Here is a 13668-nt window from a genome sequence, read left to right on the forward strand (position 1 = left end):
CATGAGTATTTCGGTATTGCTGGAACGCACGGACGACCTATTGGAAAAACTCTACCAACAGTTGCCCGATCCTAATCCAACCCTTTTGTTCGATTCGACTGAGCTGCAAGCGTACTCGGAACAAAGTCCGATCTGGCTTGAGTCGACATCCAGCGCTTTCATTATCGAACAAATGCGCGAGTCGCCTTCAGCATGGCCAGGGCTGATCATAGAAAGCCAGGCATCCGATGAAAATCTGTTGGCACACCTTCGGCATATTCTGTTTATACGTTTCGACACCGAGCGCAAAGGGGTGCTTCGCTATTCCAACCCAAGAACAGCGAGCTATTTCTTTACCGTTAAGAACGAGACGACGCCCTGCACCTGGATGGGTCCTATCAACCGGATGAGCTGGTATGGCGGTACATGGTACGACTTGGCAAACAACTCACTTCACTGGTTCAGTGTAGAGAATGGGAATACGCGGGACTGGAAAAAAAACGACGGTCTGAACTCTCTGCATCTTGATGTGCTTCATGAACAAGCCTTGCAGCGGCAACAGAAAGAACATTTTGTCTATGTGTGGTGGCACAAGCAGAGCGACGCATCGCTGGCTGAGGCAGCCCAATTCCTGGATGAAGGCATCGCAGATGGTTTCATAGAACCGCAAGAGTTGAACAAATACTTATCGCTACGTGCCAGTTACCCGAACACACAAACTCCAATGATTCCCAAGTGTGGTAGTGGCGAAGATCGCCTGGGCCTTCTGCAGCAATATCTAAGTAGCAATTTCGAGGACAAGGAGTCTCTGACATGAGTAAACCCGTTGGGAGTTTAAGCTCTGGTCCGGCTTGCGAAACATCCAAGGTGATCGTCCAAGTCATAGGCAAGGACCATCCTGCGACTCAGAGAGTAGTGTTGTGTGATCCTGCCGACAAAGTTCAGAAGGCACAGACGGAACCGCAGGAAAAAGAAATTTGCAGTAGCGTTTTGCATGTATGGAATTGCACCGGTGAAGCCAAACGGAAACTCTGGCTGGAAATCGACTCGACGCAGGGTAAACCCATCCGGTTGCCCCTGCTTGCTGATGTTCGATCAACCCCACGCGAATCTGACGTTCAGTGGAACCAACTCGTACCCGTTCTACCTTTCGTTTCGCTTCCCGGCTCAAAAAGTGCGTATGACCACGGCACACCAGTGCTGGCTCGGGCAGGGTTCATCTATGTCTTCTACAAAGGCAAACTATGGCGTGAACTGGAGGTTCGAATCCTTGAAGGGAAAACGACATATCACGACGTGGACATTGCTCACTACCGGCAAGAAAAGACATTTAAAACAGGTGAACGAAAAGTCACTGGGGTAGCGCTGGAAGATATTTGGATACCTTCTCTCTGGAACAATCAGAGAGTGCTAGATCTACAGATGTGCTTTTCTGAAATACAACTACACGCCGCTCGCCTGCAACGTTTTGAGGAAGATAGCCGTTTGCGCAGCCAACGCTGCAAGAACCCGCAAAATCTGACTTGCTCCAACAAGAGCTTTAAAGACCTGTACACCGGTAAGCCCGATGGCAAGGCTATGCTTGAGGCATTTTCAAATTTCAATGTTCACAACTACGCCAATAGCACCGCAGCGGCGCAGGCCACCGTCGTCAAACGCAATCTCGAAAGCGGTTGTTTTCCAGTCAGCGTGGCAGCACCTCAACGATCGCGCGAGCCAGGCTATGAAGGACTACTCGATCATCCTGGCCGCTATCTGTGTGATCTCTCTGGACAATTCCCTGTTACAGCTAGCCAGAAAGCCAAAACGTTCCTCCAAGCGTGTACCAAAGGCACATCAGAAAATAACGATCCAGTGCAGCGTACCGAACTGCTCGAGTTGAGTGCGGTAGCTGATGCATTAGTTGCATCAATGCCGGCACCAGCCGCCTCTGACAACAAGGAGGCGCCTCCCGACGTATGGATAGCCCAAGCCAGCGTTGCAGATACGCTAACCAAGGCAAGACAACGGCAAATCTGTGGTGTACTGCTGGAAGATCCACGCTACCGGCTCAGACATCTGAAGAGTCGTTTGGAAACCCATCAGGAACTGCTAAAACTTTGCGCACGTCATGCGACCCAACAAGCCAACCATGCCAGTGCCCTGCTCATACAACAGCTGGTAGTACCCCGTAATCTACAAGGCAAATCTAACCCGTTGCATGCGAGCCTTGAAAAAGTTGGCGGTACTGGAAAGCAGCGAATCAATCAGTGCACCGCTGTTCTGGAACGAACGATGGTCTGGCAGCACATGAATAGTGCTCAGAATCTACTGACTGAAAGCTTGCAACAGGACGTTACACAACAAACCCTGGCCGATCATCTGAGCCTTGATGGCTTTGACTACTTGTCTGCTCTGTTCGTCATCAGCCAAACGATTGCTGCACTTGCGGCCCCCCCCTCGCGTCTTGATCCTCTGGCGCCAAGCGGTGACGTAGTCGATGCCGTAAGCGGTGTAACTCTGTACAGCCCTAAAGCCACACCGGGGCAACAGTGGTTGGCTACTTTGGCCAATAGCGCCGAAACGCCGTTACACCTAATGTTCTGGCCTGAATGCGATATGGAACGCGCCTGCAAACCCTATCAAGTGCCGCAGCCGGAAAAAAACAAAGGGGATGGAAAGTACCGCGCTTCTGAGCTAGCGAAGCTTGAGAACAAAGTCCCACCCGCTGCTGCCCAGCTAACCACGATGGATGCCGATATCGTGGCCAACCTTTTGGCGGGCGCCAGCCTCGATAGTTTTCTGATAACTAGCGGCAAGAATATCAGTAGCGCGCTTCTCGGCATCTACGACACGCTTCAATCGGCCGTGGAAAATGCGCTTGCCGCCACCCTGCCGTCGCGGGAGGCGTTCAATCAGGCGTCAGCCGATGCCGATGCAAGTAATGACGCCCGAAACCGGGCAAATGATCGGATGCAAAAGACACGTGACCGATTGGCAGAACGCGCGCGCCCCGTCAATGTGAAGCTGCACGCACGAGGAGTGGAGCAGCTTCGCAGTATGATGCCGAACACATTCGGTCCCGCCTACTTCATGCGTCGAGGAGCCGTCACGCAAAGCTATTATCTCTTTGGTCTGGAAGATCTTCCTACCCGCGAGTCCGTACCCGTAACGTACTACGGAGAGTTTTTGGACAATAAAGGGAAACTTCTAGGCAGTACCGATCGAACGCGTCTGCCTGAAACCGGCGTCTTAAGCTCCGAACATTTGGTGCTGGCAATCCCGCGCAATCATAGTACTGCACAGTTAGTCAGAAACATGAACCAGCAACTTACGGCTGCCCAGCTTTCCAATACGGCATCCGATGCCGCGAATGCGCGGGTCGTACAGACCGGATCCGCTCTCACTGATGCCGTGAACCAACACAGAACTCGCAATAATGCCCCTGTATTCCGCATTTTAAATTCACGCCCATTCTCAATAGCAGTACTGATGCTTGAAATGTGGAATGTGAATGCAGAGTTGCAAGGCAGGGAAGCCGCTAGCAGGGAGAAGAATAAAAACCGAGTCCGATTGGGGGTTTTGGCGGCAGGAATGGACCTGATCATTGCGATGGAGTCATTGACCGTAAAACTGGTTGGAACCCAATCCGCGCTCGCGTTAGCCCGAAAACCGATTTACGACTTGGCAGACAGCAATGTAAAAAAGTGGATCGGCAAAGCCCTGACTGAACGACTAACACAAAAAATCACGGCTCGATTGATCACACAATCATTCTCGGGAATCATTTTTGCTGGCATAAGCATTTACGATGCCTGGTATGCCTGGCAATGGAATGACAACGCGATGTATGGATACTTGCTGATGGCTGGCGGTGCTGCAGCTGGAGTGGTTGCCGGAATGGCAACGGGTGCGGCGAGTGCGGGTCCGGTGCTCGGACTGACCCCTTTGGGTTGGCTGGCACTCTTGCTCATTGGCACTGGAGCAGGCTTGGTACTTTGGCTCAGTAGCACTCCACTGGAGGATTGGCTCCTGAACGGCCCTTTTGCATCGAAGGGTGAGGAAAACGCCAAGCATCTTAAAGACCCGCAAGAGGCTTTTTATCGATTGATCGGGTTACTTTCCGGTATCGGAATTTCGGTGAAGCCAAACACGCTTTTTGATCCCAACGCAAAACTTGACATACATTCGGAAAATCCTTTTGAAGTCCGTAATGCCAATACAGTGATTCGTATCGAAAGCAGACTGCCCGGACTTATCGGAAGCATAGGCAACATTGGCATTCAGGCCGAGTGTCGAATTCGTGAAGTAGTGACTACCAATTTTCGAGGATCACCATTATCAACTCAGAAAAACGTATCTGGCAGCCCTCCTGTTTATAAAGCGCAGCGTGTATACATGGATGCGCTGGAACTGTACGTTGACACTCCAGAAATGATCACCACACCCAAAAAGTCGACAGGGTACGAATGGGCCGTACGTGCACAGTTCGTTCTAAAAAATCAGTCTGAAACACGTTACTTTCCAGCACCCAGTGTAAAAGACCCTACTCGTTTTAGCGCAGCATATGCCAAGGCAGACTTCAACAAAACCAACCGCCCATTCTGGGCCGACGAGCAGACGAACAAGGCCTGAACATGTCAAAAGACGCTGAACCGCAGCTTTACTACTCTGAAGAAGCTTACCGGGCAGACCGCATCCCCGTGCAAGCAGACTCAGCGAAGCGAAGCCCCCTTCACAAACTAACCGGCACGCGCTTGCCTTGGGGTCACACGCAAGATGTGGTTCCAGAAAACATAATGGAAGATCCAAAACCAGAAAGTATGCGTTTTTGGGAGCAATGGGAGAAAGAAAAGGCAGAGATGAAAGCGAATGGGAAATACGTGCCACGCCCATTCGAAGATGTGGAGCTGCACTGTAAATATGATCATGAGCGGTTCCGTTTTGCTCAATTGCCCTTTCGATCTCAGTTCTGGCTCTCGCTCAGAACCTTTTGCAAGTGGGGGATGATCATTCTCCTCCCATTATGTTTTCTGATTGATTCGCTATTTGAAATGGACTCATCTGAATTCAACATAAGAGAGCTCACAAACAACTCCATTACATTACTCATTATAAAAATATTACTCCCACCTTGGATAATTAGCAGCATCATTGTCAATTACTTCCCGAAAGTCTGGTTTCGACCTCCCAAAGGGCCGCTATGGGAATTGAATCGTGTTACAGGACAGGTGACGATTTTCAATTGCGCGCGTGCAAAAATACAAAATAAAACCGCTGACATGGTTGCACCATTTCACGAATTCGATGCCTATATCGTAACGTCACCAGATCGCCAAGGATTGCCCACGAATGGGTTACAACTCGCTCATCGCTATAGTAATACCACCATTAATCTGAGCGCCCTGATAACCCCTGACAATACGACACAAAGACCCTGTGCGCTCTGGGATTTCTTGCAAAATTTTATGGACACCCAACGTCCACTGCCTGAAATCCCGATGTATGAACCCTATCGAAACTCGGATCCAACGACTTTTGAACATGATAAAAAAAATGGTCGACCAGCGCGTTATTGGATCGATATGGACAACGATACTTTCAAAGCAAAAGTTAAGGAAATGCTTGAAAAAATCGACACCATAGATACATTTGCTCGCCCGAACCTTATGGCAAAAGCAGTCAAATACATTGATTAGACATTGTTTGGTCAGGGAAGATATTGGACAGATGGTGACAGATCTACTTCCTGAAAAAAGCTGTCATCATTTCCATACAACGAAAACTCTGCATCAGAAAATCCAGAAACAACATCTACACTTCAGAATCGTCACCAACTGAAACTCGATAAAGAAGACGCCGAAGATCAGAAACACACCCGTATTAGCCCATTGAATAGTAGCACTCTGATCGTACAAAACTGGGTAGCCGCAAAGATGCCGCAGTGCCCCCGTTAATTAATTAAAGAAAACCACAAACAATGGAATTAAAAAACGACACGACCCCTTCAGAAAAACCATTAAAAAATCAGGAAAAAACCCTGATGAAATGGACGATAAAAGCCAAACCCCGGGATACAACCAACATGGACATCGGCATGGCAATTATTATAGCCATCGGTGTAGCGGCGATAATAAATGGTATCCACGAGTCTTATATCCTCAACCTATCAGAAGAAAATGGCTCCATTTTCCTGAATCTTCATGCTGGTACAATCTGGACTTTGGCAGCCACCTACCTTTGGATTCTTGTCGTTCATCAAAAAAAGACATATACCTATACTATTACCGAAACAGTGGGAACCGAGGAATCTTCAGTAAACTTTCCAAAGTCTGCTCATGCCGTATTCAAGGCCATATCGGCGCTTTTTTTCATAATTATTATCGCAACCATTATCTATAGCCCTTCATCGGCTTTAATACTCGCAGCCCCTGCAGGGATGGCCTTGATAGCAGCAAAATTTTTTCTTACCTGGAATAACACTCCGAAAATAGAAGAATCATCCGAATGGAAAGAATACAAGTTCGTCACCATCGATAAAAAAAGACGTTTAATCGTAGCTCAATACACCGACATCATGATCGGCTTCGAGGCCAGGCTTCCCGAAAGCTTATTTGCAGAATACTTATCAACACTTAAAAAACTACTTCCGAAAGATGCAGTTTTTGCGGAAAAAGATTGGATGTGGTGAACTACCAAACCGAAACATCGAAACCTGCGCGATGATCTGGCCGTAGCGGAATAATACGAACATGACAAAACCCTGTGACAACTCATTCAACCAGATTTCATGCAGAGCCTTTGAAGAAGAATCAAGTGCACATGAACGCATCCTTATGGAATGGTCGACAAAAACAATAAAATCTCCACCTAAGGAAATCATGAAAGCACAACTTTGGCTTTTTGCTGGCGCGACGCTAATGAATATTTTTGTAACGGCCATCACTTGGAATAACCTGCCACAATATACGCTTGGACTTTTGTCGATGTATATATTTTCGTACGCACTGACCATTTACTTCATATTTATATTACGCCAAAAAACAGTATTCAATTACTCCATCACAGAGAATCATGGAAAAGTCGAACATTATCGGCACTACCCAGAATCTTCCGGAACCATTTTCAAAAGCCTCGCTATTTTTATAATATTATTTTTCTCAGGCGTTGCGATTTATACAGGGTCCTTGGCCTTTATGATCGGCCCGGCAGCTATTGCTCTTGGAGCGGCAAAATCCCTTCTCGGCTGGAAAAACAAAATAACCAACTCGCGCAGCTCCCCTTGGACGGAATATAATTTTGTAACTATAGATCGGTCCAGGCTCATGATAATCATCCATAGAACCAACCAATCAGTGGGATTCGAAGCACGCTTCCAAAAAACGGCTACATTCGATCGTTACTTGAGAACTTTGAAAGCAGTACTACCAAGCAGCGCCATATTCACAGAAAAAAATTGGCAATGGTAATTATTGAAATAACTTATAATCACACTGACTACTTATCTAAATATATAAAAGATAGAAAGGTGACAGATCCATTTTCTAACAAATGGATCTGTCACCTTTTCCTTGATCCGAGAGCACCGTTGCCGCTGCCCACTTATACTTACCTGGGTTTCAGTGGCGGCATGCCCCAGGTGCTCTCATGGTAAATGACGCCGGGTGGACCATTTATGGCTGCGGTCATGACGTTCTGGAACCTGCCTAACCGCCTCGTCGAATTCACAACCTAAAAAGTTGCCTGACGCACCTGCCTCTCCAACTCCACCTTCAACCCCGGCTCAAGCTTCAACTGCCGCGCCAGTTCGTCCAGATAGCTCTTCTCCATGAAGTTCTCCTCATCCACCATCATCACGCTCGCCACGTACATCTCGGCGGCCATCTCCGGCGTGCTTGCCGCGCGGGCGACGTCGGTGGGGTCGAGGGGTTTGTTGAGTTCGGCGTGGAGCCAGTGTTTGAGTTCCTGATCGTTGTCGAGTTTGGTGAATTCGCCTTCGATCAGTTGGCGTTCGCGGTCATCGATGTGGCCATCGGCCTTGGCGGCGGCGACCAGGGCTTTGAGGATGGCCTGGCTGTGTTGTTCGACTTGCGCCGGTGGCAGGCGATCGAGGGTTTGCGGTTCGCTTTGCGGAGCTGTGCCTTTTTGCGCGTTCCAGTTGCCGTAGGCTTTGTAGGCGATCACGCCCAGTGCGGCGAGGCCGCCGTAAATAGCGACTTTACCGCCAACCTTGCGGGCTTTTTTGCTGCCCAGCAGCAGGCCCATGGCGCCGGCCGCCAGGGCACCGCCGCCGGCGCCTGACAGCAAGCCGCCAAGTGCGCCATTACTGGAAGATCCGCCCAGCAAGCCGCCCAGACCACCGGCAGCCGGTTTGTTCTGCGCCCCGCCCGCCTTGTTCTGCAGCAGTTCCTGGCCGGATTTGAGGAGTTGATCGAGCAATCCACGGGTGTTCATGTTCCGCCTCCAAACAGGGGTTATCCGGATCAATAAGGCCCTCAGCCTAGTTCGAAAGTGCCCGTCACTTGGGTGCGAGTGTGCTTCCAGATGTTGCCTGGCCTCCCGCAGCCCTTCGCGAAAATAGATATACACTCGAGGCAATCTATAAAAACCGCCCACCGGGTAAACCTTCCATGATGACCTTGCGTCAGATCCGCCATTTCATCGCCGTGGCCGAGACCGGCTCGATCTCCGCCGCCGCGCAAACCGCGTTCATTTCCCAATCGACCCTGACCCTGGCCATCCAGCAACTGGAGGAAGAAATCGGCGTCAGCCTGTTCAACCGCCACGCCAAGGGCATGACCCTTACTCATCAGGGACATCAATTCCTACGCCAGGCGCACCTGATTCTGGCCACCGTGGACAACGCCAAACGCAGCCTGCAACAAAGCACCGATCAGGTCGCCGGGCAGTTGATCGTCGGGGTGACCAGTCTGGTGGCAGGTTATTACCTGGCGGATTTGCTCACCCGTTTCCAGCGCGCCTATCCCAATGTCGAGATCCGGGTGATGGAGGACGAGCGGCCATACATCGAGCATTTGCTGGTCAGCGGCGAGATCGATGTCGGTGTACTGATCCTCTCCAACCTCGAAGACCGCCACGCGTTGCAGACCGAAGTGCTGACCCATTCGCCGCACCGCTTGTGGCTGCCGGCCCAGCATCCGTTGCTGGAACACGACAGCATCAACCTCGCCGACGTTGCCCGGGAGCCGTTGATTCAACTGAACGTCGACGAGATGGATCGCAACGCTCAACGCCTTTGGCGTGGCGCCGGACTGCAACCGAAGATCACCCTCAGAACCGCGTCCACCGAGGCCGTGCGAAGTCTGGTAGCGGCGGGATTGGGCGTTTCGATCCAGCCCGACATGACGTACCGACCGTGGTCGCTGGAAGGCGACATCATCGAGGCCCGGCCAATTGCCGACCTCAGCCAGACCCTCGACGTCGGTCTGGCCTGGCGTCGCGGCACCGCACGCCCCGCGTTGGTCGATCCGTTCCTGACCGTGGCCCGCGAACAGCCTCACGGCGGACGCAAGCCATCTATTTAATCGAATGCCACCTTCAGTATTTAGAATTTGTCGACCCCGGAGCCGCGCACTAGTCTTGCTGCATCTATAAGACGGTCGGCTCCCGGATCCACGGGAGCAAAGATGACCACACAAGAAATGAGATCACGGAAAATGGCTGGCGCGCAGACCCACATGCACACCGCGTTGCTGATCGACGGCGAACTGGTCGCCGGTCAGGGTTTTGTCGAGCCGATCCTCAACCCGGCCACCGGCGAAGTCCTGACCCAGATCGCCGAAGCCAGCACCGAGCAAGTCGAAGCCGCCATCCTCGCCGCCCACCGCGCCTTTGCCGAGTGGTCGCGCACCACCCCGCAACAACGCTCGAACCTGCTGCTGGAAATCGCCAACGCCGTCGAAAAGCACGCCGACCACCTCGCCCGCCTCGAAGCCCTGAACTGCGGCAAGCCGCTGCACCTGGCCCGGCAGGACGACTTGACCGCGACCGTCGATGTGTTCCGCTTCTTTGCCGGCGCCGTGCGCTGCCAGACCGGCCAGCTCAGCGGCGAATACGTGCCGGGCTACACCAGCATGGTGCGCCGCGATCCGATTGGCGTCGTCGCGTCGATTGCGCCGTGGAACTACCCGATCATGATGGCCGCGTGGAAAATCGCCCCGGCCCTCGCCGCCGGCAATACGCTGGTGTTCAAGCCGTCCGAACATACGCCGCTGTCGATCCTGGCGCTGGCTCCGGCACTGGCCGAGATCCTGCCGCGTGGGGTGATCAACATTGTCTGCGGTGGCGGCGAAGGCGTTGGCAGTCATCTGGTCGGCCACCCAAAAGTACGCATGGTGTCGCTGACCGGCGACATCGTCACCGGCCAGAAAATCCTCCAGGCCGCCGCCAAAACCCTCAAGCGCACGCACCTCGAACTCGGCGGCAAGGCCCCAGTAATCGTGTGCAACGATGCCGATCTCAAAGCCGTGGTCGAAGGCGTTCGCACTTATGGCTATTACAACGCCGGGCAGGACTGCACCGCCGCGTGCCGGATCTACGCCCAGGCAGGAATTCACGACAAATTGGTCGCCGAACTCGGCGCGGCGGTCAGCAGCCTGCGCTTCGCCGGCAAACGCGACGCCGACAACGAGATAGGGCCGCTGATCAGCACCCGCCAGCGCGACCGGGTGGCCAGTTTCGTCGAGCGCGCCCTCGGTCAGCCGCACATCGAACGGGTGACCGGCGCAGCGGTGCATTCCGGCGCCGGGTTCTTCTATCAGCCAACCCTGCTGGCCGGTTGCAAACAGAGCGATGAAATCGTCCAGCGCGAAGTGTTCGGCCCGGTGGTGACCGTGACCCGCTTCGATGAACTGGCGCAAGCGGTGGACTGGGCCAACGACTCGGAATACGGCCTCGCCTCGTCGGTGTGGACCCAGAACCTGGACAAGGCGATGCAGGTCGCCGCGCGCCTGCAATACGGCTGCACCTGGATCAACAGCCATTTCATGCTGGTCAGCGAAATGCCCCACGGCGGCCTGAAACGCTCCGGTTACGGCAAAGACTTATCCAGCGATTCGCTACAGGACTACAGCGTGGTGCGGCACATCATGGCCCGCCACGGCCAGCATCTCTGACTACGCTAATAACAAGCCGCTGACGGCATGCTCCACCGCGTTCACAACTGCCCCGACCATAATTTAAAGAAGAGGGTTCACCATGTTCGTGCACAAGACCGCACTGCTCAGTGCAATCACCACGGCCCTGCTGGCCAGCGCCAGCCTGCAGGCCGCCGAGCCGCTGAAAGCCGTCGGCGCCGGCGAAGGCCAGCTGGATATCGTCGCCTGGCCCGGCTACATCGAACGCGGTGAAAGCGACAAGGCCTACGACTGGGTGACCGGTTTCGAGAAGGAAACCGGCTGCAAGGTCAATGTGAAAACCGCCGCCACCTCCGACGAAATGGTCAGCCTGATGGCCAAGGGCGGTTACGACCTGGTGACCGCGTCGGGCGATGCCTCGCTGCGGTTGATCGTCGGCAAGCGTGTGCAACCGATCAACACCGCGTTGATCCCGAACTGGAAATCCCTCGACCCGCGCCTGAAAGACGCGCCGTGGTACGTGGTCAACAAACAAACCTACGGCACCCCGTACCAGTGGGGCCCGAACGTGTTGATGTACAACACCAACGTGTTCAAGACCGCGCCGACCAGCTGGAACGTGGTGTTCGAGGAACAGAACCTGCCCGACGGCAAGCCGAACAAGGGCCGCGTGCAGGCCTACGACGGCCCGATCTACATCGCCGATGCGGCGTTGTACCTGAAATCCACCAAGCCTGAGCTGGGGATCAAGGATCCGTACCAGCTCACCGAAGATCAGTACAAAGCCGTGCTGGAATTGTTGCGCGCCCAGCAGAAGCTGATCCACCGCTACTGGCACGACACCACGGTGCAGATGAGCGACTTCAAGAACGAAGGCGTGGTCGCGTCCAGCGCCTGGCCGTATCAGGTCAACGGCCTGATCAACGACAAACAGCCAATCGCCTCCACCGTGCCGAAAGAAGGCGCCACCGGTTGGGCCGACACCACCATGCTGCACGCCGAGGCCAAGCACCCGAACTGCGCTTACAAGTGGATGGACTGGTCGCTGCAGCCGAAAGTCCAGGGTGATGTGGCGGCGTGGTTCGGCTCGTTGCCGGCGGTTCCGGCGGCGTGTCAGGGCAGTGAGTTGCTCGGTGCTGAAGGCTGCAAGACCAACGGGTTTGATCAGTTCGACAAGATCGCCTTCTGGAAAACCCCGCAGGCTGAGGGTGGGAAGTTTGTGCCGTATAGCCGGTGGACGCAGGACTACATTGCGATTATGGGCGGTAGGTAACTCTCTATAACAACGCGGTCTGCCCCCTTTCCCCCTCGCCCCCCTTGGGGGAGAGGGTTGGGCGGGCGGCGTGCCGATGAGGGGGTGGCTTTTGACTTTGCTTTTGAAATTGGAGCAATGCCTGAAATAGCTGCCCTCACCCCCCGCCCTCTCCCGGAGGGAGAGGGAGCCTAAAGCGGACCGCGTCAGACCTACCCAAAAGTGGTGAGCCAACACCGGCATACACCGCCAAACGATCCAGTTTTTTCAGAAGTCCAGGCAGGGCCGCTGCGACGGCCCTCGCCTTTTTGGAGCACCGCACCATGACGCTTGCAGTCCAGTTCACCAACGTTTCCCGGCAGTTCGGCGAGGTGAAGGCCGTTGACCGGGTTTCCATCGATATCCAGGACGGCGAGTTCTTTTCCATGCTCGGCCCTTCCGGTTCGGGCAAGACCACATGCCTGCGCCTGATCGCCGGGTTCGAGCAACCGAGCGCGGGTTCGATCCGCATTCACGGCGCCGAAGCCGCCGGTCTGCCGCCCTATCAACGCGACGTCAACACGGTATTTCAGGATTACGCGCTGTTCCCGCACATGAACGTGCTGGACAACGTCGCCTACGGATTGAAAGTCAAAGGTGTGAGCAAGACCGAACGCCACAAACGCGCCGAAGAAGCCTTGGACATGGTCGCCCTCGGCGGCTACGGCGCGCGCAAACCGGTGCAGTTGTCCGGCGGCCAGCGCCAGCGTGTCGCCCTCGCCCGCGCCCTGGTCAATCGTCCGCGAGTGCTGTTGCTGGATGAGCCGTTGGGCGCCCTCGATCTGAAGCTGCGCGAGCAGATGCAGAGCGAACTGAAGAAGCTGCAACGCCAGCTCGGCATCACTTTCATCTTCGTCACTCACGATCAAACTGAAGCGCTGTCGATGTCCGACCGCGTGGCCGTGTTCAACAAGGGTCGCATCGAGCAGGTCGACACCCCACGCAATCTGTACATGAAACCCACCACGACTTTCGTCGCCGAATTTGTCGGCACTTCGAACGTGATTCGCGGTGATCTGGCGCGTCAGCTCAGCGGTCATCCGCAGCCGTTTTCGATTCGTCCGGAACACGTGCGTTTCGCCGAAGGCCCGTTGGCCAGCCATGAAATCGAAGTCAGTGGTCTGCTCCACGACATCCAGTATCAGGGCAGCGCCACGCGCTATGAACTGACCCTGGAAAACGGCCAGACCCTGAGCATCAGCCACGCCAACAATCAATGGATCGACAGCAGCGCGCAGCACCAGACCGGCCAGCGCATCAGCGCTCGCTGGGCGCGGGAAGCGATGATTCCGTTGCACGACACCGTCGCGAGCGGGGTGTGAC

The 13668-nt window shown here is 54.1% G+C and carries 10 protein-coding genes; 9 read left to right on the forward strand and 1 reads right to left on the reverse strand.

The genetic code is table 11. The features are described 5' to 3' along the window. The first annotated feature begins 1 nt into the window (after nucleotide 1). The 5 genes from OQ248_RS05120 to OQ248_RS05140 all read left to right on the forward strand — a co-directional run bounded on the left by OQ248_RS05120 (nucleotide 2) and on the right by OQ248_RS05140 (nucleotide 7427). The gene (locus OQ248_RS05120; protein ID WP_265812210.1) at nucleotides 2-796 is read left to right on the forward strand and encodes a DUF4123 domain-containing protein; all 795 of its coding nucleotides are present in this window, start codon (nucleotides 2-4) and stop codon (nucleotides 794-796) included. Then, the gene (locus tag OQ248_RS05125) at nucleotides 793-4593 is read left to right on the forward strand and encodes a hypothetical protein (RefSeq protein ID WP_265812211.1); all 3801 of its coding nucleotides are present in this window, start codon (nucleotides 793-795) and stop codon (nucleotides 4591-4593) included. The genes OQ248_RS05120 and OQ248_RS05125 overlap by 4 nt, the downstream gene beginning before the upstream one ends. 164 nt (nucleotides 4594-4757) lie before the next feature. Continuing rightward, nucleotides 4758-5657: a hypothetical protein gene (locus OQ248_RS05130; RefSeq protein ID WP_265815065.1), complete on the forward strand. Its 900-nt coding sequence runs from the start codon at nucleotides 4758-4760 to the stop codon at nucleotides 5655-5657. 281 nt (nucleotides 5658-5938) lie between these two features. Continuing rightward, the gene (locus tag OQ248_RS05135) at nucleotides 5939-6649 is read left to right on the forward strand and encodes a hypothetical protein (protein WP_265812212.1); all 711 of its coding nucleotides are present in this window, start codon (nucleotides 5939-5941) and stop codon (nucleotides 6647-6649) included. Nucleotides 6650-6710: 61 nt separating this feature from the next. Beyond that, nucleotides 6711-7427 (forward strand): permease, encoded by a 717-nt coding sequence (locus tag OQ248_RS05140; RefSeq protein ID WP_265812213.1) that lies wholly within the window; start codon nucleotides 6711-6713, stop codon nucleotides 7425-7427. 262 nt (nucleotides 7428-7689) lie between these two features. Here OQ248_RS05140 and OQ248_RS05145 read toward each other — a convergent pair whose 3' ends face one another. Further along, complete coding sequence (locus tag OQ248_RS05145; protein WP_265812214.1) at nucleotides 7690-8412, reverse strand: tellurite resistance TerB family protein; 723 nt, start codon at nucleotides 8410-8412, stop codon at nucleotides 7690-7692. 176 nt (nucleotides 8413-8588) lie between these two features. On the opposite strand from OQ248_RS05145, the gene OQ248_RS05150 reads away from it, so the two are divergent. From OQ248_RS05150 to OQ248_RS05165, 4 genes are all read left to right on the forward strand, one after another. Continuing rightward, nucleotides 8589-9503 (forward strand): LysR family transcriptional regulator, encoded by a 915-nt coding sequence (locus OQ248_RS05150; protein ID WP_065259672.1) that lies wholly within the window; start codon nucleotides 8589-8591, stop codon nucleotides 9501-9503. 102 nt (nucleotides 9504-9605) lie between these two features. After that, nucleotides 9606-11093, forward strand: coding sequence for a gamma-aminobutyraldehyde dehydrogenase (locus OQ248_RS05155; RefSeq protein ID WP_265812215.1), 1488 nt, complete (start codon nucleotides 9606-9608; stop codon nucleotides 11091-11093). An 82-nt stretch (nucleotides 11094-11175) separates the two neighbouring features. Continuing rightward, nucleotides 11176-12327, forward strand: coding sequence for a putative ABC transporter substrate-binding protein YdcS (ydcS, locus tag OQ248_RS05160; RefSeq protein ID WP_114881536.1), 1152 nt, complete (start codon nucleotides 11176-11178; stop codon nucleotides 12325-12327). Between the two features lie 302 nt (nucleotides 12328-12629). Continuing rightward, a complete protein-coding gene (locus tag OQ248_RS05165) occupies nucleotides 12630-13667 on the forward strand; it encodes an ABC transporter ATP-binding protein (protein WP_248738206.1) in 1038 nt (345 codons plus the stop codon). Nucleotide 13668: the final 1 nt, after the last annotated feature.

Source organism: Pseudomonas sp. COW5, from assembly GCF_026240005.1.
Taxonomy (GTDB): Bacteria; Pseudomonadota; Gammaproteobacteria; order Pseudomonadales; family Pseudomonadaceae; genus Aquipseudomonas; species Aquipseudomonas kribbensis.